This is a genomic window from Yersinia fenwicki (assembly GCF_043099325.1).
Lineage (GTDB): Bacteria > Pseudomonadota > Gammaproteobacteria > Enterobacterales > Enterobacteriaceae > Yersinia.
The window spans coordinates 1,850,584-1,871,223 of record NZ_CP170755.1 but is presented as its reverse complement, the minus strand read 5'-3'; the positions used below and the strand labels follow the sequence as shown (position 1 = coordinate 1,871,223).

Here is a 20,640-nt window from a genome sequence, read left to right as displayed (position 1 = left end):
TTTGCTATTGATTCACTAACGCTCAGACAAATGCAGGAACGCCGCCCCACGAACACCGCCCGCATCACCATAACGCGCTTTTTCAATGCGCGGCAATCGAGCTACTCGCAATAAATGCTGCGGTAGCCGTTTCGGCAGTTCTTGATAGATATGCTCGAAATTAGATAATCCACCACCGATTACGACGAGATGGGGATCCAGCATAGTCAATAAATTACCTAAGCAAACAGCCAGTACATCCATAAAACGCTCAACATGAGCTATAGCCTTGGATTCACCGATGTTATAGTTTGCAATAATTTCAGTTGCAGGCAAAGATTGCTGGTTGAAATGTTTGTACATCCATTCAAAACCACGCCCTGAAATATAATTTTCAATACAACCCTTATGGCCGCAACCACAAGGCACTCGTGGAGTATCGACACCCAGAATATCCAGCGCATCTACTGGCAAACGGAAATGACCGAATTCACCGGTAATATGGTTTCGCCCACTAACAATATTGCCGTTCACAATTAGCCCACCACCGACGCCAGTACCAAGAATCAGCCCTAGTACTGTTGGATAGCGGCGAAACTCAGGATCCCAGGCTTCTGACAATGCAAAACAGTTAGCATCATTATCGATTCGAACTTCGCGCCCGATTAACCCGGAAAGGTCACCTTGTAGGGATTGCCCCATTGCCGCGGGCACATTCGCCGTAAATACCGTACCATCATCAGCGTTGGGTAAGCAGGGAATGCCGATACCCACACTGCCTTTGATACCACAAAACTCATCGGCCTCCCGTGTCAGGTCATGTAATGTTTGCAGTAATAGCGAGTAGTCTTCGCGTGGTGTAGGGACGCGCTTATGCCAGATTCGTTGCAGGTTAGCATCAAAAACGCCTAACTCAATTTTGGTGCCGCCCATATCAAAACCGTAATACATAAAGTTATCCTTATATACCCTAAATAATACGAGTTGCAGGAAGCGGCAACTGAGTAACCCCCCAGGAGCTTACATGAGTAAGTGACTGGGGTGACAAATCGGTCTGGAACCGATTTGAACGCTGTTTACAGCGGCCTCGCAGAGGCGAGGCCCATGGACGGGCCGAGTAATGAAGGCAGCCAACGCACATGCAGCTTGAAATATGGCGGGGATAATTATTGCCCGCTCAGCACCCGCGCCGGATCAATACTACTGGCACGACGAGCCGGATACCAACTGGCAATTAAACTCAACACCAATGCGGTCGCCAGCACACAAGCCACATCAAACCAGTGCAGTTCTGACGGCAAAAAGTCGATGAAATAGATATCTCCCGACAAAAATTGATGCCCGATCAGTTTTTCCAACCCACGGATAATGTTGGTTAATTGCAAAGAGATAATCACTCCCGCGACCGCGCCGCTGACACTGCCGATCAGCCCTGCCATCAAGCCATACCAGATAAAGATGGCTCGTATCAGGCCATCTTTAGCGCCTAATGTGCGTAACACCGCGATATCGCTGCTTTTATCTTTAACCGCCATCACCAGAGTGGAAACAATGTTAAAGCTGGCAACCCCGATAACCAGTACCATCGCTAAGTACATGATGGTGCGAATCATTTGGATATCACGATACATATAGCCGTAGGTACCAATCCAACTACTGATATACACATAGGCATTCGAGACTTCACCGGCACTGCGTACCAGTTTGTTGGCGTTATAGACATCATCGACCTTGATGGCTATACCAGTAACGCTATCACCCATATCCAGATATTGCTGCGCATCCATTAAAGGTACTAATGCCAGACTGTGATCCAGTTGCCCACTCAATTGAAAAACACCCGCCACTTGCAAGCGAATTCGCTTGGGTTGCAGTAATTTCATCTCAGGGTCGCTATTAGGGATCATTACTGTCAGCCATGACCCCTGTTTAACACCCAAGGCATCGGCCAGACCTTTGCCCAAAATAATCTGCTGTTGACCGGCTTTGAAATTGTCCCAGGCATGATCAAGGACGAAACTCGGCAATGCGCTAAGTCGCTGTTCAGCCTCGGGATCAACACCTTTGACCTGTACGGCGCGCAGCTGGGTGCCGTTTTCAATCAAACCGGTGAAATTGATATAAGGTGCCGCAGCCACAATACCGGGCACTTTTTCAATCCGCTGTAAAGTTTGCGGCCAACCGCTAAATGGCTGATTGACCACCGCAATTTCGCCATGTGGTACCACCGCCAAAATACGGTTTTTTAGCTCACGTTCGAAGCCGTTCATTGCACTTAAGCCGACGATCAATACAGCCACACCCAATGCAATGCCCAAAGTGGATATCACCGAAATGAGTGACACCATTCCGCCACGACGGCGACCACGGCTAAAACGTAAACCGATTAACAATGAAAGTGGCGAAACGCCCATCCCGATTGCCACTATTGCGCCCCCACCAACGTCAAGTGCTGCTGTAGCTGGCCGTCACGCATTTCCAACTGACGACTCATACGTTTGGCCAATTGCAAATCGTGTGTGACCACTAAGAAGGCGGTTCCTTGGCGAACATTCAATTCACCTAGCAAATTAAAGATGCTGTCGGCATTCCGTTGATCGAGGTTACCAGTCGGCTCATCAGCCAACACCAGCGACGGGTTATTCACCAGCGAACGCGCAATCGCCACGCGCTGACGCTCACCACCGGATAGTTCAGATGGGCGATGCTTACTACGCTTTTCCAACCCCACAGCCACCAGCATCGCGCGAGCTTTATCCTGTGCTTCACTCGGTTTGGCACCGCCAATGAGGAGTGGCATAGCGACATTTTCTAATGCAGTGAAATCTGGTAGTAGATGATGAAATTGATAGATAAAACCTAACTCACGATTACGTAACTCAGCTTTTGCGGTGGAAGACATTTGGTTCAGCGAGCGCCCTTGATAAATCACTTCGCCGGAAGTCGGTGAATCCAGCCCACCCAACAAGTGCAATAGAGTACTTTTACCTGAACCTGAACTGCCGACAATCGCCATCAGTTCACCGACTTCGATAGTGAAGGACACATTGCGCAAGACGTCGGTATGTAGTTGACCTTCCTGATAGCGTTTGCACAGGTTTAAACACTGTAATAAAGGATGATTACTCATAGCGTAAGGCCTCGGCAGGTTGTGCGGCGGCAGCGCGCCAGGAAGGATAAAGCGTAGAAAGCAAAGCAATCGCCATTGCCAATAGGGCAATCACGGTCACCTGAACCGGATTAATTTCAACGGGTAAGGTCGCGCCATCAATCAATAAACCGAGAGCTGGGATAATGGTGTTCAATTGACTAGCAAGCAAAATACCCAAGCCGGCACCGAGCAATGCGCCAATAACCCCTGCGCTGGCGCCCTGCACCATAAACACCAACATAATTTGACGACGACTTAAGCCCTGAGTTTGCAAAATAGCCACTTCACCCTGTTTCTCCATCACTAACAGGCCCAGAGAGGTAATGATATTAAAGGCAGCGACAGCGATAATCAGGCTAAGCAGTAACCCCATCATGTTCTTTTCCATCCGCACAGCCTGGAAAAGCTCGCCTTTGCGCTCACGCCAATCTTTCCATACCGTGCCTTCTGGCAAGGTCTGTTGACTCAAACTATCCACGGACAGCGGTTGTGAAAGGAATAGACGCCAACCGGTAATATTACCTGCAGGATAGCGCATTAGACGTGATGCATCCTGCTGATTAACCAGCATTTGGTAGCCGTCAACTTCACTGTCAGCGGCAAATGTGCCAATAACATTAAACAGGCGCTGGCTAGGGATGCGCCCCATCGGGGTGAATTGGCTGGCACTTGGCACCATTAGACGCAGTGTTTCACCGCGCTTAACGCCCAATTGACCGGCCAGTTTTTCACCGAGAATCATATTGTAGCTACCCGGCTGTAAATCTTTCAGGTGCACATTAACCAAGTAGTCAGCCAGAGGTTCATGCTGATTGGGGTCAACACCTAACATCACTCCAGCAGAGAGATTGCGCGCGCTTTGCAGCACCACATCAGCGGTGGTTAACGGCACAATATCGGTAACGCCAGTCAGTGACTTCAGTGATGAAGCAGGAATTTTATTTGGGTCAAGGGAGCCTTGAGGCGTGGTAATCAGCGCCTGCGGCATCATCCCCAAAATATTATCCTGCAAATCACGCTCGAAACCATTCATCACGGATAGCACTGTGATCAATGCCATCACGCCGAGTGTGATACCAATGGTTGAAAGCCATGAAACAAACCGACCGAAACGGTCAGATGCACGCCCGCGCATATAACGCAGGCCAATAAATAATGCGACAGGTTGATACATGAAATCTGTTTAGATCCTGTTGCTAAAGCAAAGTGATCGAGGATAATAAAGGGTACTACCGCTTTATGGAACCATTAACCGCCTATATCCTTCATCTTTCAAGTTACAGGTGTGTTGGCCGCGCTCGTTAATCCGAATAACTTACTTGAGTAAGCTCATCAGGATTTTCTCGCTTGCCGCCTTCCTGCACCTTGAGATCTATTGGATATATCTCCGGATTTTATTCCAAATCAAAGCGTCAATCTGTGGCTATAGCTGTTCGCATGCTAGGATAGCCGCCGAGATGATTCGTCCTGATAAAGAGACTGTTTAACTGCTTATGTCCCAACAACATCGTTATTCATTGCCGACGCGCCGTGGCGACACCCGCCAGTTAGGCCAGTTGACTGGTTCCGCTTGCGCCGTCGAGTGTGCAGAAATCATTGAGCGTCATAATGGCCCGGTAATGTTAATTACCCCGGATATGCAAACGGCGCTGCGACTGCGTGATGAAATTCAGCAGTTTTCCCCCCGTCCGGTGAATACCCTTTCCGACTGGGAAACGCTGCCTTACGACAGTTTCTCACCCCATCAGGATATTATTTCGGCCCGCCTTTCTTGTCTGTACCACCTTCCGACAATGGAACGCGGTGTTATCATTCTCCCGATTAATACTCTGATGCAACGGGTTTGTCCGCACGAATTCCTGCATGGTCATGCGCTGGTCATGAAAAAAGGCCAGCACTTGTCGCGAGATAAATTACGCGCGCAGCTTGAGCAAGCGGGATATCGCAGTGTCGACCAGGTCATGGAGCACGGTGAATTTGCTACCCGCGGGGCTTTACTTGATCTGTATCCGATGGGCAGTGAAGAGCCTTATCGTATTGATTTTTTTGATGATGAAATTGATAGCTTACGCGTATTTGATGTGGATACGCAGCGCACCCTGTCCGAAGTTGATCAAATAAACTTACTCCCCGCCCATGAATTCCCGATAGATAAAAACGCCATTGAATTATTCCGCAGCCAATGGCGCGAACAGTTCGAAGTACGCCGTGATGCGGAACATATTTACCAGCAAGTGAGCAAAGGTATCTGGCCTGCCGGGATTGAATACTGGCAACCCCTATTCTTCAACCAGCCATTGCCGACACTGTTTAGTTACTTGCCTGAAAATACCTTATTGATTAACACCGGTTCGCTGGAAAGCTCTGCGGAGCGTTTCTGGCAAGATGTTAACCAGCGCTATGAAAGCCGTCGTGTTGACCCCATGCGCCCATTGCTGGCACCTGAAACATTATGGCTACGGGTTGATTCACTTTTCAGTGAGTTAAAAGAGTGGCCGCGGGTTCAGTTCAAGACCGAAGAATTACCGTCTAAAACCGCCAATACTAACCTACACTATCAGCCGCTGCCCGATTTGTCCGTACAGGCACAGCAAAAAGCGCCACTGGATAATCTGCGGCGCTTTATTGAGTCGTTCAGCGGTAGTATCGTGTTCTCGGTAGAAAGTGAGGGGCGACGCGAAACCCTGCAGGATCTACTAGCACGGATAAAAATCAGTCCAACCCTGATAACCGAGCTATCTCAAGCCACGGCACCCGGTCATTATTTGATGATTGGTGCTTCAGAACGTGGTTTCCTCGATACCGATAAGCAATTAGCGCTGATTTGCGAGAGTGACTTACTGGGCGAGCGCGTGAACCGCCGCCGCCAGGATAATCGCCGCACCATTAATACCGATACTTTAATCCGCAATCTGGCGGAATTGCGCCCCGGTCAGCCAGTGGTTCATCTCGAGCACGGTGTGGGCCGCTATCTCGGCCTTACCACATTAGAAGCTGGCGGCATTAAAGCTGAATACTTGATATTGACCTATGCCGGTGAAGATAAGCTATACGTGCCGGTCTCATCACTGCATCTGATCAGCCGCTATTCAGGCGGCGCTGACGAAAATGCACCATTGCATAAACTGGGTGGCGATGCCTGGAGCCGTGCACGGCAGAAAGCCGCCGAGAAAGTGCGTGATGTGGCGGCTGAACTGCTAGACATCTATGCACAGCGCGCCGCCAAATCTGGCTTTAAATTCAAGTTCGATCGCGAACAGTATCAGCTGTTCTGCCAAAGCTTCCCGTTCGAAACGACCCCAGACCAGGAGCAGGCCATCAATGCGGTGCTCAGCGATATGTGCCGACCGCTGGCTATGGATCGACTGGTATGTGGTGATGTTGGTTTCGGTAAAACCGAAGTGGCAATGCGGGCAGCCTTCCTGGCGGTGGCAAATAATAAGCAAGTTGCCGTTTTGGTGCCGACCACACTGCTCGCTCAACAGCATTTCGACAACTTCCGCGACCGCTTTGCCACCTGGCCCGTGCGAATTGAAATGATGTCGCGCTTTCGCAGTGCCAAAGAGCAGCAAGTGATTTTGGAACAAGCCGCCGAAGGCAAAGTCGATATTATTATCGGCACCCATAAATTGCTGCAAAGTGACCTGCGCTGGCAAGACCTCGGCCTGTTGATTGTCGATGAGGAACATCGTTTCGGTGTGCGCCATAAAGAGCGCATTAAAGCTATGCGCGCCGATGTCGATATTCTGACACTTACCGCCACACCTATCCCGCGCACACTGAATATGGCGATGAGCGGTATGCGGGACTTATCGATTATTGCGACGCCACCTGCGCGCCGTCTGGCGGTGAAAACCTTCGTGCGTGAGTACGATAGCTTAGTGGTACGAGAAGCGATTCTGCGCGAAATTCTGCGTGGCGGGCAAGTTTATTATCTCTATAACGATGTGGAAAATATCGAAAAAGCCACCCAGAAGCTGGCTGAGTTAGTGCCAGAAGCACGCATTGCTATTGGTCACGGGCAAATGCGTGAGCGGGATCTGGAGCGGGTGATGAATGATTTCCATCATCAACGGTTTAACGTTTTGGTCTGCACCACCATTATCGAAACGGGGATTGATATTCCGAGCGCCAATACCATTATCATTGAACGCGCCGATCATTTTGGTCTGGCGCAGTTGCATCAGTTGCGCGGCCGGGTTGGGCGCTCCCACCATCAGGCCTATGCTTACTTACTTACACCCAATCCAAAAGCAATGACCACCGATGCCAAAAAACGGTTGGAGGCTATCGCGTCGCTGGAAGATCTCGGTGCTGGCTTTGCTCTGGCAACTCATGACCTTGAGATTCGTGGTGCCGGTGAGCTATTAGGTGAGGATCAAAGTGGCCAGATGACCACTATCGGTTTCTCGCTATATATGGAGTTACTGGAAAGCGCGGTAGATGCACTGAAAGAAGGCAGAGAGCCATCACTGGAAGACTTGACCAGCAATCAGACCGAAATTGAAATGCGTATGCCGGTGTTGTTGCCAGAAGACTTTATTCCAGATGTGAATGTCCGGCTTTCGTTCTATAAGCGCATTGCCAGTGCTCGCGATGAAACTGAACTCGATGAATTGAAAGTCGAACTTATTGATCGCTTTGGTAAACTGCCGGATGCAGCCCGCTATCTGCTACATACTGCAGAATTACGCCAACAGGCTCAGAAACTGGGCATCAAACGTATTGAAGGTAATGAGCGAGGAGGCTTTATCGAATTTGGTGAGAAGAACAAAGTCGATCCGGTTTATCTGATTGGTTTGCTGCAACGCCAGCCGCAAATATTCCGACTGGAAGGACCAACCAAATTGAAATTTATGCAGGATCTCAGTGACCGTGCGAAGCGATTGACGTTTATCAGTGAATTGCTGGCCGCATTTGCTCAGCATCGCGTAGCTTAAGCCATTGATGACGCGGGTTTCAGATATGAGAAACCCGCGTCAATGTTAATGCCACTCGCTTATAAAACACGTTAAACGATCAGAATTAACACTAAACCGCGGGTTCTTAATGCAAGGTCTTGGACAACAGATTTTGTATTATGCTCGGTTGTTCAGTATCAGTTGACCATTTTTATCGATTGGGATCTGCGTGCCTGGATCACGATCCATGCGAATTTTTCCCTGCTGATCACCAATTTTGTAGGTTACGTCATACCCCAACATTTTCTGTGACTTATCGTAAACAGTTTGGCAACGTTGTTGGGTAGTCGTATAGGTATCATTATCCTGCATATTACTTTGGACACGATTACCTGCGTAACCACCGGCCAGTGCACCAGCAACAGTCGCGATATCTTTACCACGGCCGCCGCCTACCTGATGGCCCAGAACCCCACCAGCAACAGCACCCAATACTGAACCCGCAATTTGATTCTCATCCTGCACCGGTTTACGGTGAGTTACGGTCACATTACGACATTCCTGGCGAGGCGTTTTAATCGTCTCTTTAATCGGTGTCGCAGTAAGAACTTGTGCATATTGCGGTGCGCTCGAGAATACATTCATACTCGCGACAGCGGCAATTCCCAGAGCGGCCGCAATACCGATACCCACACCTGCTAACATTGATTTGTTCACAGGAAATCCTCCTGAAAGTGTTACCACGCATCTTCTGCCCCAGAGCTTCAAAATGAAAACAATGGCCTGACAGCATCCGGCATTCAGGGCTGCCCATTATTCCCGGATTACGGCGTGCGTGACTCGCCGTGTGTTTCTATCGAGAAGTCTGCACAATGTGCTTTAACCTAGCAATAAGACAAATGGACGAAACACCCAGATAATAGGTGTGAATGAATGTGTTTAGGAGGAATCTGACTGTGGTGATTTATTGCTGCAGAGTTTTATGCTAAAAATTTGACATTACGTGCGAATGACTTTAGCAAAACGTGCGCAGCTGTGAAGTTGATGACAAAGTACCCGTAGCGGTGAAAACAGGCAGATCGTAAAGACGCCGTAAACCCGTCCCTGGGGGCTCGAGCCGCGCCATACGTGGCGTGGACGCTTTACTCTTCTCCCTGTCCTCACCGTGCAAGATCGAGTCGTTGGCGTTTGTCTGCAACCAGAAACCGCCGCCATCATTAACTGGCAGCGGCAAATTTAAAGCTCTAAACATTCTCCAAAGTCATTGGCGTTACAGGTAGGCAGCCAGCAAATGCACCCCGATGAGCTGACCCTTGTCAGTGATTCGGGTAAGTGCGCGCAGCTAACACCCCTGTAGCGTCAAGGACGAAGGTGAATTAGTGGAGTTTCAGGCGCGGGCGAATAACCCGGTTAATCCCGCCCACCAGCATCATCAGGCCAGTTTTGGTATAGCCATGCAATGCGACTTGATGCATACGATACAATGAAATGTAAACAACACGGGCAACACGCCCTTCCACCATCATAGAACCGCGCATCAGATTACCCATCAAGCTACCGACTGTACTAAACTTCGACAGCGACACCAGAGAACCATGATCTTTATAAATGTATGGCTTCAGTGGTTGCTCATTGAGCAATGCTAAAATATTGCTGTAACAGCGGCTGGCCATCTGATGTGCTGATTGCGCGCGCGGCGGCACAAAACCACCACTTGGCTGTGGACAAGAAGCACAGTCACCGATAGCAAAAATATTCGGATCACGGGTTGTTTGCAGCGTTGGCTCAACCACCAGTTGGTTAATACGGTTGGTTTCCAGCCCAGCAATATCTTTCATAAAGTCCGGCGCTTTAATACCTGCCGCCCATACCATCAGATCAGCATTAATAAACTCACCATCTTTGGTATTCAGGCCCTTTTCATCAGCGCTAGTAACCATTGTTTTGGTCAATACACGCACACCCAGTTTAATCAGTTCCTGATGTGCCGCCGCCGAGATACGTGGCGGTAATGCTGGCAGAATACGCTCACCTGCTTCAACCAACGTGACATTTAATGCCTGGTTATCCAAACCCTCAAAACCGTAGCTATGCAGTTGTTTTACCGCATTATGTAACTCTGCAGACAGCTCTACACCGGTGGCACCGCCGCCAACAATCGCGATATTAACTTTGCCTTTCTCACCCGGTTGCGCTGAATACTTCAGGAACAGGTTAAGCATTTCATTATGGAAACGGTGGGCCTGATGTGGGTTATCGAGGAAGATGCAGTGATCCTTCACGCCTGGGGTACCGAAGTCATTCGACGTACTGCCCAGAGCGACCACTAAAATGTCATAAGACAATTCACGTTTTGTTACCAGCACATCGCCGTGTTCATCGCAAATCTCAGCCAGGCAGACAGTTTTGGTTTCACGGTTAATATCCGTTAACGATCCCAACTGGAAATTGAAATAATGGTTGCGCGCATGAGCCAGATAGCTCAATGCATCAACGCCATCATCCAGAGAACCAGTGGCCACTTCATGGAGCAAAGGTTTCCACAGATGGCTGTGGTTACGGTCAACCAGAACAATCTCAGCTTTTTTGCTGCGCCCCAACTTATGACCCAGACTAGTTGCCAGCTCAAGACCGCCAGCACCACCACCAATAATAACGATTTTTTTCTTCGGCGTTGTCAAAATGACCCCCTAAATGTGAACCAATTGTTAGCTAAGGGTAAAGGAATAATATCCTTAGATAACATAGGGTTCGAAGATACCAATTCAATAAACTTGAGTCAGAATATCATGCAGGGTTATTTGGTCATACCAAAATTGATATATATCAATTTTTTTTGATTAAAGTACCGGCGGGAGGATTTTTTCTGGAATAGGTTTCAAATAGTTAGCGTTTAGTCACGGTTTAGATTTTTTTTATTGGGTGGGAGATAAAGGTCAGTTTTGCCCTTTTTTGTCATAAAAATAGCTTGAAAAAAGCAGGCGAAACGCTTTTTTCAAGCCAAATTGCACAGAACAGCTGGCATTACAATTAACCAGTTTTTAACAAATCCCGATTAATTTGATTATTTACCCCAGAGTTTTAAACGCCTTGATGCGCTGCAGATGAGGGGAAAGATCTTTAAACTTATGGCTTTGTTTCTCATCCCAGACAATTTCATAATAAGGATGTAAGTCACCGGCAGTGCGCTTGCTATCGAGCATTTCATCATTGCGAGACAACACGACTAAACAACGATCGCGGTTTTTCTCGCGAAAATCACTAATACATTTACTGGCGATATCGACATACTCTTCCGGCCTGTCAATTTTACCGCTCATATTGTCTTGCGGATAAAGATTGGGATTGAAGGCAACCTGACGGATACCACACAGAAAACCAATTCGTTCGGCCCAAAATCCCCCTAACCCCACACCACAAATCAGTGACTTGGCATCTCCACTCTGCTGAATAGCCTTATCCACTTCTTTCAATAAATGCTGCATATCATGGCGAGGATGCAAAGTGCTGTAACTGATGAAACGCACATCGGGATCAATGAATTGCAGTTGCAGGACTTTCTCGTGATTGCCAGAGCTGTTGGAATCGAAACCATGTAGATAGACTATCATATTTATCCTCGCGACTTATGTGCATCCCAACGTTCGCTGAGTGCCGTTAATGCCTTATTCGCCTGCTGCCAACGCGGTGATGCCATCAACGCCTGACGGTCAAACTGCCCAGAATGATACAAGCATGCCAGTTGGTCTGCTTTGACTGGCGACAGATTATCCAACACACTTACCGCGCCCTGACGATTATTACACACCAAAATCATATCGCAGCCTGCATCCAAAGAGGCTTGCCCACGCTCGGCATAATTGCCCATGATAGCTGCCCCTTCCATCGACAAGTCATCAGAGAAAATGATGCCATCGAACCCTAACTCTTGGCGCAATATGGTTTGGAGCCAGTAAGACGAACCACTGGCCGGACGCGCATCAGCTTCAGTATAAATCACATGGGCAGGCATAATGGCATCCAGTAATCGCCGCGCAATCAGTTCGCGAAATATAACCATATCATGAGTGCGGATTTCTGCCAGTGATCGATTATCCCGAGGCGTCTCTTTATGCGAATCTGCCGTCACCGCCCCATGCCCGGGGAAGTGCTTACCGGTAGTTTTCATTCCCGCGCTGTGCATCCCGCGAATAAAACACTCCGCCATTTTCAGTGCTTGTTGCGGGTCACTGTGGAATGAACGCTCACCGATAGCCGCGCTGACATGACCGATATCCAGTACTGGCGCAAAGCTAATATCGATATCCATTGATATCATTTCGGCCGCCATCAGCCAGCCTGCATCTTGTGCTAACTGCGCCGCAGTGGCCGCATCATTAATCGCCGCGAAAGACTGAGCTGCAGGCAAGCGGGTAAAACCGTCACGAAAACGCTGTACCCGGCCCCCTTCCTGATCGACCGCCACCACCAGACGCTCGTGGGAGGCAGCCCTTACCTGACGGACTAACTCGCGCAGTTGCTCGGCATCATGAAAATTACGGCTAAATAAAATCAGGCCGCCCACCAGCGGGTGCTTTAAAATCTCACGTTCTTCTGCATCCAGCTCATAGCTGGCAACGTCTAACATCACTGGACCCACGACAACCTCGTAAATTTAATATTAAAAAATCAAAAGGACAGATTAAACCGCTGGCGCAGCGGCACCGTCCATTGCAAAAACTCGCTGTCCCCAGTCTGCTGCCAGCGCACCTCGAACCACATCAACATTAGATAATCAACCCACGGCAGCCAGCGCTGTATCTGACGGGATAAACGATCAACATCAGAGTAGCCCTGCTCATTCTGGCAATAGTGCTGTACAAAAGCCTGTTGCTGGGGCGCTGACCAACCATTGCCACTAAATAGCGCGGCAATATCAAGAGCAATATCGCCATCAGCCGCATATTCCCAGTCAATCAATTTCAGCCCGGAGGGAGTCGCCAAAAGATTACCGGGGTGAATATCCATATGCAGAGGTGCCAGTTTCACCGGTTGCGGCGGTGATCTACGCAAAAAATGCTGATGCAACCGTAACCAGCTCGGTGAAAGGCGTTTGGTATCAATCTGCCCGGCATAACGGATAAGCTGAGCACGCAAATCCAGGCGATAACCGCTGGCGGGCAGGTGATGCAACCGCGTCAGTAGCTGTGCCAGCTGCCCATTATTTGATAATTCAATGAATTGTGATTGAGTGACAACGTCACCTTCGATCCAGTTAACCACTAACCAGTGTTGATCTGCAGCGATAATAGTAGGTGCCAAATGATGGCCAGCCACATGTTGCAATAACTTGCGCTCCCGCCGCCGGTCCACTCCCAGTTGGGTTTTCTGAATCGATTGTTCACGCGCCAGGCAGTTAATACTCGCATTCGTCTTTGACGGGTAAGAAATACGCCAACTTTCACCGGTCAGGCCAGATACCGGGCTAATATGCCAATCTGCCTTAATAAAATCGGCTGCATGAATTAAACCGTCGGGCATAACATCTGCCGACGGCTTGATCCTTTCAATAAGTGCATACAGGGAAGGATCAGCGCTTAACTGGGCCATTACCTGACCAGATAATTTCGCCGGTTTGTGCCTGCATCAACTGCATTTCAATGGTGGGTGACTTCACATCACCACTCACATCACTGTATAGCACATATTGGGCACTGACGTAGCGAGCCAGACCAATGGCCTTACTACGTGAGCCCAGGCTATCTTCTTCTGATAGCCCCAATGTTTGCTTGGCAACCGCCAATTGCTGTGGCGAGATCAACACAAATTTTTTGTTTGATGACAGCACTTGGTGCAATGCCGAGGTGGCTTTCGCCGTTTGTAATCTGCCATTGGTATTATTTTTAACGCTATCGAGTAGCAATATGCTGCCATTTGCCACATCGTTACTGTTGACCATCTGTGCCACCAAAGGCTCAACACTGGCGGCCCAATCAATAGATTGCTCCATCTTTGGTGGCGGCGGTACGTTGTCTACCGGTGGTGGAGTTTCAGGAACCGGTGGGGTGACGGGTTCGATGGTCACGGGTGGTGTGGTTGGCTCAACGGGTGGCTTAGTGATACACCCCGTCAGCACAAGTGCCGCCAGAGCGACAGATAAATACCTTTTCATTGTCCCACTCCAATAGCACGATAATAAGAACCGCGCTGTTATAAAAATACAGGGTTATAAGAATAAATAAAGACGCGCACTACGCGCATTAAAATTATTATTAACTGATTGAATATCCACATCATCATTTGGCGCAATAACGATAAACCGTGGCGCTTCGAGCGGCGGCACATCCAAGCCCTGCGCATCATACCAATAAAAGCGGTAGTTTATTTTTATCGGTTTACTCTGGCTATTGGTTATCACCGAGCGCGCTACATTATTCCCGGATGATGTTGAAATTGCAGGTTGAGAAGCCAAAATGCCCGCCGTCAGCACAGACGAATCCATTACCACGGTTTGCTGCTTATTCACCGCAATCCCTTTCGGACTGCTGCACCCCAGCAATGTCGCAATACACGCGAGCGCTATCACCGGCAATAAAAACGCCTTCATAGGGCGCATAGGCTTACCTCAGTTATAGTCCTGCCATACTTCAAGCTATTTATGTGACAACAGCGAGCCCAACTCACGGCCACCGACCAGATGCATGTGAATGTGGTAAACCACCTGCCCTGCATGCCGATTGCAGTTGATGATCAGACGATAACCATCTTCAGCAATCCCTTCCTGCTCTGCAAGTTTAGCAGCCACAGTGATCATTCGACCCAATGTTGCTTCATGTTCTGCTGTGACGTCATTCACAGTTGGAATAAGAATGTTAGGAATGATTAAGATATGAGTTGGTGCCTGCGGGGCGATATCACGAAACGCGGTCACCAGTTCATCCTGGTAGACCACGTCGGCAGGGATTTCACGGCGGATAATTTTGCTGAAAATCGTTTCTTCGGCCATTACGCATTTCCTTGATCATGATAAAAATGAGGAATGCGTAGTATGAGCGACAATTTCTATTGATTTCAACCTCAATCATTGAGCGCGGGCATAAGCCGCTGCTTTTTCAAACAAAGCGGGCTCTGGACGAATGCCAGTATACAGCACAAATTGCTCAACCGCCTGAATAGCAAAGACTTCAGCGCCAGTAATAACGATTTTTCCTTGTGCTTTGGCGTAGCTTATCAACGGGGTCATCGCAGGCAGAGCCACCACATCAAAAATCACCTCGGCATGTTCAACCTCAGTTTCAGTAAAGGCCATGTTATCGGCCTCTTTCCCCCCCGACATCCCCACAGGGGTGGCATTGATTAATACATCGGCTTCAACACCCTGCATGTCAGGCTGATAGGTGTAACCGGATTGTTCGGCTAATTCTTTGCCGGTTTTTTCGTTCGTTGCAATAATAAAACCCTGCTTAAACCCCGCATTTTTCAGTGCAAAAGCCACGGCTTTCGCCATCCCACCACTGCCACGCAATGCAAATACTTTATCTGTAGACACCTGATAACCCTCCACCAACTTCGCGATAGCGATATAGTCGGTGTTGTACGCTTTCAGATAACCATGAGTGTTCACTAGGGTATTAACCGAATTAATTGCTGCGGCAGAGGCATCCAACTCATCTACCATCGGGATAACCGCCTCTTTAAACGGCATTGAAATAGCACAACCCCGGAATCCCAATGCCCGCACACCGCCGATTGCCGCGGCCAGATCCGTAGTAGTGAAGGCTTTATACAGGTAATCGAGGTTCATGGCATCGTACAAAAAATTATGAAAACGAGTACCAAAGTTGCTGGGTCTGGCGGCCAGAGAAATACACACTTGGGTATCTTTGTTTAAGTTACGGGTCATCTTCTTTCCTCAAATAATCATGGTGTTCTGTCTGCCGCCTTTTCCGATAAAAAGTGCTGAGGCACAAACGCTTGCTGTAGTGAAAATTATCGGCTAAAAAGATGATATATAAAACTGCTGAATTAGACTCAATTAGGTTCCTCTTTTATGGTCAGCCGGCGCCTTGAACAGCAATACTTACGCTTATTGAATCAGGTTGGGGTACAACCGGTTGAGATTACACTGCAAGAACTCGCGGATAAACTCTGTTGTACCAAGCGCCACATGCGGACATTACTGGTTCAGATGCAACAGGCTGGCTGGTTGAAATGGCAAGCAGAACCAGGTCGTGGCCGCCGGTCATATTTACAACTATTGCGGAACACTCATCAGCTTTTAATTGAAAAAGCGGAACAGTTATTAGATTCTGGTGGTTTTAATGAAGCCATTGCCCTATTGGGCGAAGATAAGCAGCTGATTACCCCCTTATTGCGGGCTAAACTGGGGTATCGGATACGCGATGACTATCAAGCTCTGCGCATCCCCTACTACCGCACCATGACAAATCTTTACCCCGGTACACCATTACGCCGCTCTGAGCTGCACTTAGTCCGACAAATTTTTAATGGCCTGACACGAATAAATGAGGAGAACGGTGAAGTCACCACCGATTTAGCTCACAAATGGCGAATGCTCGATCCATTGCATTGGCGCTTTTATTTACGCCCAGCGGTGCAATTTCATGATGGTCGAGAATTGTCCAGCCGCGATGTCGTCAGTTCACTAATGCGCAGTGCGGCTTTGCCCTTGTTTTCACATATTCAAAAAGTCAGTCAACACGGGCCACTCAGTGTGGTGATCGAACTTAACCAACCGGACCCACGCCTTCCTCTGTTACTTGCCCATCACAGCGCACTGATTCTGCCGGAAAATCATGCTGCGCAGCCAGATTTTGCCTCTCACCCGGTGGGGACGGGGCCTTATCGAGTGGCTAAAAATGATAACTGGCACTTGCAGATGAAATCCTTTGACCACTATTTTGGTTTTCGGGGTTTGTTGGATGAAGTTGAGGTACTTATTTTCCCTGATTTGGCGCGCCCGCCCTCTGACACACCTGCCGTGCTATCAGAGCAATTGAATATGGCGAATATACAAAGTGCCACCTGGCTCAGTTCCAGCATCAGTGATATTGATTATGTTTCTGGAAAAGCCGCCAGTCTGACCGGTAAGCCATCAGACTCAACACAAGAGATGTTTCTGGAACGCGGTGGATATTTTTTGCTGTGCGATAGTCGCTCACCGTACTGGCACGACATTAAACAGCGCCGCTGGTTGCGAAAAACGCTCAATCCTTATCATCTCATCCAACGTCTGATTGAACCCATTCGCCCCTTCTGGGTACCCGCCGGCAGTGTCCTACCCACATGGTTTCATGGCATTGATACAGGAGAAGAGTGCTCTCCTTTTTCGAGTAATATCGCGACAGAATCAGAGGGTATGCCAGTATTAACGCTGGCATATCATGCCCAGCATCCTGAATACCCGATGTTGGTAACTGAAATGACTCATATTCTCGCTGCTCAGGGTATTAAGTTGGATATTATCGAGCTGGATTACACCTCTTGGGCCGAGGGTGAGGCTAAAGCTGATTTGTGGCTTGGCACAGTAAACTTTGCCGTTCCTGAAGAGTGGAATGTTGGCGCATGGCTATTGGGCTCCCAGTTGCTGCGTCAATCCATCGCTGGCGGTGATGATGCTGATTTACAGAGCTATCTGCATGATTGGCGCAACCAACTCCTGGGTAGCGAGCAATTGATCCGAGAGATCATCGCCAATGGATGGTTGCAGCCGTTATTCCATCACTGGATGCGCCTAAAAGCTCCCGAGCAAGCCCAAGGCGCGCACTTAAATAATTTAGGTTGGTTTGATTTCAAAACCACCTGGTTAGAGCCGGAATAACGTAGACAAAACCTATTCAAGATGAACATTAATTACACAGAAGATAACGTGTGATTTTTATATAAACATCTAATATATAAAGGTTAATAACAAAGCACCCGTAGCGGTGAAAACAGATAGATCGTAAAAACACCTAAAATGATACTTATGAAATGATAAGAAACTGGCTTTTCTTGACACAAAAAAAGGGAGGCTTTCGCCTCCCCTTTGCACTCCCCACACCTGAATTAATGGTTACGAATGTACTCGTCCATATCAGTTTTCAGGTTATCAGATTTCGTCCCAAAGATAGCCTGAACACCTGAGCCTGCGACGACAACGCCCGCAGCACCCAATTTCTTCAGACCTGCTTGGTCAACCTTGGATACATCAGCCACGCTGACACGCAGACGCGTGATACATGCATCCAGGTTAGTGATGTTTTCTTTGCCACCAAATGCTTCAACCAATGCTGCTGACATTTCAGTGCCACCCTGTACAGTTTGCTCCGTCGTCGTTTCTTCACGGCCCGGTGTTTTCAAATTCAGCTTGGCGATCAGTACACGGAAGATGGTGTAGTAGACCAGACCGTAGCAAATACCCACCAGAGGGAACAACCAAATACGGCTGCTGTTGCCACTCAGTACGACGAAGTCAATCAGACCGTGAGAGAAGCTGGTACCGTCACGCATCCCAAGCAGGATACAGATTGGGAAGGCCAGACCTGCCAGAATTGCATGGATAACATACAAGATTGGCGCCACGAACATGAAGGAGAATTCGATTGGTTCGGTGATACCCGTCAGGAATGAGGTCAGTGCTGCGGAGATCATGATCCCGCCCACTTTTGCCCGGTTTTCCGGCTTAGCAGAATGCCAAATAGCGATTGCTGCTGCTGGCAGACCGTACATTTTAAATAGGAAGCCACCAGACAGTTTACCCGCAGTTGGGTCACCCGCCATGTAACGAGGAATGTCACCGTGGAATACCTGACCCGCTGCGTTGGTGTATTCACCAATTTGCATTTGGAATGGTACGTTCCAGATATGGTGCAGACCGAATGGAACCAGCGCACGTTCTACGACACCGTAGATACCAAAGGCGACTACGGAGTTTTGATAGGCTGCCCACTGAGAGAAAGTCTGGATAGCAGTCCCCACTGGCGGCCACACGAAGGACAGAATCACGCCAACGAAGATCGCTGTGAAACCAGAGATAATCGGCACAAAGCGTTTACCGGCAAAAAAGCCCAGATATTCAGGTAACTGAATACGGTAGAAGCGGTTAAACATGTAGGCCGCTATTGCACCTGCAATGATACCGCCTAAAACCCCAGTATCAGCTAAATGCTTGGCAGCAATTTCTTCTGCCGGCAAATGCAAGACCAGTGGTGCGACCACCGCCATGGTTTTCACCATGATGCCGTAAGCCACAACAGCCGCCAACGCGGATACACCGTCGTTGTTGGTAAAGCCAAGTGCAACGCCAATAGCAAAAATCAATGCCATGTTAGCAAAAACGGAACCGCCCGCTTCTGCCATTACGTGAGAGACTACCGTTGGTAGCCAGCTAAAATTCGCGGAACCGACACCCAGCAGAATACCTGCGATGGGTAACACGGATACCGGTAGCATTAGCGATTTACCGACCTTTTGCAGGTTTGCAAATGCGTTCTTAAACATAGTTGAGTGAGCTCCTGAGTAATAGTGCTTTTACTGCTTTTTCTCGCGTTTATTGGCATTACAAAGGGGGGAGTAAGCCTTTGCGAATCAGGGTGTCTAAAGCACCCCTTTAATTTTTACGAAGAGTAAAATAAATAGCCTGCTTAATGTTTGATGGCAGTCACGTTTCTTTCAAGAAAGCGCTTAACTTGCTTCAAATCGCGCATTTTTTGTAAAAAAACGTCAATGAGAGCCGCCCTCACCCACTAAATCGGGTGAGAACATTACTCGTTTCGACGATTAATTACGAGCTTAAAAAAAAGTATTATTAAGGAAGTTGGGGCGTTCTACTGGTCAGCCGCGCCGAGTCCAGATGAAATAGCCGACAGAAGTTGTCTGTAGTAGCTTGGGCCAGGGATTCAAGGCTGATCCCCTTCAGTACTGCCATATATTCTGCAACATCACGGACATAGGCCGGTTGGTTCTCTTTACCACGATGTGGAACCGGTGCCAAATAAGGCGAATCGGTCTCGACCAACAACCGATCAAGTGGCACGTAGCGCGCGACATCACGCAGTTGCTCTGCATTACGGAAAGTCAGAATACCGGAGAAAGAGATGTAAAAACCGAGATCCAACAATGTAGCAGCAGTTGCTTTATCTTCTGTAAAGCAATGTAAAACCCCACCACACTCTTGCGCCTGTTCTTCATGCAAGATTGCCAGCGTGTCTTCACGAGCATCACGAGTATGTACAATCACCGGTTTATTTAATTTGCGGCCGATACGGATATGCTCGCGGAAAGAAGCTTGTTGCAGTGGAATATTGTCTTGCTGATAGAAATAATCCAGCCCGGTTTCCCCCATGGCCACCACATTATCTGCCGCCGCAAGTTTTGCCAACTGCTCAAAATCATGGCCGCCCTCCAGATTGAGTGGATGAACGCCACATGAAAACGCCACATTTTCTCGCTCCCCGATCAGGGAGGTCATGGCTGAAAAGCCCGGTAATGTAGTGGCAACCGCCAGCACGAATCCGACATCACGCGCCTTCGCTTTAGCTAACACATCATCAACATTGCTGTGCAACGTCTGGTAATCAAGGCTATCAAGATGACAATGAGAATCTACTAACAACATAATTTTAAACC

Annotated in this window: 17 protein-coding genes; 2 read left to right on the top strand and 15 right to left on the bottom strand. The window is 48.6% G+C overall.

Translation table 11 applies throughout. The features are described from left to right. Positions 1-15: 15 nt before the first annotated feature. The 4 genes from nagK to lolC all read right to left on the bottom strand — a co-directional run bounded on the left by nagK (position 16) and on the right by lolC (position 4,304). Positions 16-930, bottom strand: coding sequence for an N-acetylglucosamine kinase (gene nagK, locus ACF3VQ_RS08395; RefSeq protein WP_392434676.1), 915 nt, complete (start codon positions 928-930; stop codon positions 16-18). Positions 931-1,145: 215 nt separating this feature from the next. After that, a complete protein-coding gene (gene lolE / locus ACF3VQ_RS08390) occupies positions 1,146-2,393 on the bottom strand; it encodes a lipoprotein-releasing ABC transporter permease subunit LolE (RefSeq protein ID WP_392435493.1) in 1,248 nt (415 codons plus the stop codon). A gap of 11 nt (positions 2,394-2,404) precedes the next feature. Next, positions 2,405-3,109: a lipoprotein-releasing ABC transporter ATP-binding protein LolD gene (gene lolD / locus ACF3VQ_RS08385; RefSeq protein ID WP_392434674.1), complete on the bottom strand. Its 705-nt coding sequence runs from the start codon at positions 3,107-3,109 to the stop codon at positions 2,405-2,407. Continuing rightward, on the bottom strand, positions 3,102-4,304 hold the full coding sequence (gene lolC, locus ACF3VQ_RS08380; protein WP_392434673.1) for a lipoprotein-releasing ABC transporter permease subunit LolC: 1,203 nt from the start codon (positions 4,302-4,304) through the stop codon (positions 3,102-3,104). Before lolC ends, lolD begins: the two co-directional genes overlap by 8 nt. 319 nt (positions 4,305-4,623) lie before the next feature. Here lolC and mfd point away from each other — a divergent pair, with 319 nt between their 5' ends. Next, positions 4,624-8,070 (top strand): transcription-repair coupling factor, encoded by a 3,447-nt coding sequence (gene mfd / locus ACF3VQ_RS08375; protein WP_392434671.1) that lies wholly within the window; start codon positions 4,624-4,626, stop codon positions 8,068-8,070. Between the two features lie 138 nt (positions 8,071-8,208). On the opposite strand, the gene ACF3VQ_RS08370 is transcribed toward mfd, so the two are convergent. From ACF3VQ_RS08370 to ACF3VQ_RS08330, 9 genes are all read right to left on the bottom strand, one after another. Further along, entirely contained in the window at positions 8,209-8,748 is a 540-nt protein-coding gene (locus ACF3VQ_RS08370; RefSeq protein WP_392434670.1) for a glycine zipper 2TM domain-containing protein, read from the bottom strand. Positions 8,749-9,407: 659 nt separating this feature from the next. Beyond that, complete coding sequence (locus ACF3VQ_RS08365) at positions 9,408-10,712, bottom strand: NAD(P)/FAD-dependent oxidoreductase (RefSeq protein ID WP_005170669.1); 1,305 nt, start codon at positions 10,710-10,712, stop codon at positions 9,408-9,410. Positions 10,713-11,099: 387 nt separating this feature from the next. Further along, complete coding sequence (gene ycfP, locus ACF3VQ_RS08360) at positions 11,100-11,642, bottom strand: alpha/beta hydrolase YcfP (protein ID WP_392434668.1); 543 nt, start codon at positions 11,640-11,642, stop codon at positions 11,100-11,102. A 2-nt stretch (positions 11,643-11,644) separates the two neighbouring features. Then, entirely contained in the window at positions 11,645-12,670 is a 1,026-nt protein-coding gene (nagZ, locus tag ACF3VQ_RS08355) for a beta-N-acetylhexosaminidase (protein WP_392434667.1), read from the bottom strand. A gap of 29 nt (positions 12,671-12,699) precedes the next feature. Continuing rightward, on the bottom strand, positions 12,700-13,620 hold the full coding sequence (gene thiK / locus ACF3VQ_RS08350; RefSeq protein ID WP_392434665.1) for a thiamine kinase: 921 nt from the start codon (positions 13,618-13,620) through the stop codon (positions 12,700-12,702). Beyond that, entirely contained in the window at positions 13,601-14,182 is a 582-nt protein-coding gene (lpoB, locus tag ACF3VQ_RS08345) for a penicillin-binding protein activator LpoB (protein WP_392434663.1), read from the bottom strand. Before lpoB ends, thiK begins: the two co-directional genes overlap by 20 nt. A 54-nt stretch (positions 14,183-14,236) precedes the next feature. Further along, a complete protein-coding gene (locus ACF3VQ_RS08340) occupies positions 14,237-14,626 on the bottom strand; it encodes a YcfL family protein (protein WP_392434661.1) in 390 nt (129 codons plus the stop codon). Between the two features lie 36 nt (positions 14,627-14,662). Continuing rightward, on the bottom strand, positions 14,663-15,016 hold the full coding sequence (gene hinT, locus ACF3VQ_RS08335) for a purine nucleoside phosphoramidase (RefSeq protein WP_004873877.1): 354 nt from the start codon (positions 15,014-15,016) through the stop codon (positions 14,663-14,665). A 75-nt stretch (positions 15,017-15,091) separates the two neighbouring features. After that, a complete protein-coding gene (locus ACF3VQ_RS08330) occupies positions 15,092-15,913 on the bottom strand; it encodes a shikimate 5-dehydrogenase (protein WP_392434659.1) in 822 nt (273 codons plus the stop codon). Between the two features lie 147 nt (positions 15,914-16,060). Here ACF3VQ_RS08330 and ACF3VQ_RS08325 point away from each other — a divergent pair, with 147 nt between their 5' ends. Then, on the top strand, positions 16,061-17,851 hold the full coding sequence (locus ACF3VQ_RS08325) for an SgrR family transcriptional regulator (protein ID WP_392434657.1): 1,791 nt from the start codon (positions 16,061-16,063) through the stop codon (positions 17,849-17,851). 227 nt (positions 17,852-18,078) lie between these two features. On the opposite strand, the gene ptsG is transcribed toward ACF3VQ_RS08325, so the two are convergent. Then, on the bottom strand, positions 18,079-19,512 hold the full coding sequence (gene ptsG / locus ACF3VQ_RS08320) for a PTS glucose transporter subunit IIBC (RefSeq protein ID WP_392434655.1): 1,434 nt from the start codon (positions 19,510-19,512) through the stop codon (positions 18,079-18,081). Positions 19,513-19,819: 307 nt separating this feature from the next. Continuing rightward, positions 19,820-20,629, bottom strand: a complete 810-nt coding sequence (locus ACF3VQ_RS08315; protein WP_392434653.1) for a metal-dependent hydrolase — start codon at positions 20,627-20,629, stop codon at positions 19,820-19,822. Positions 20,630-20,640: the final 11 nt, after the last annotated feature.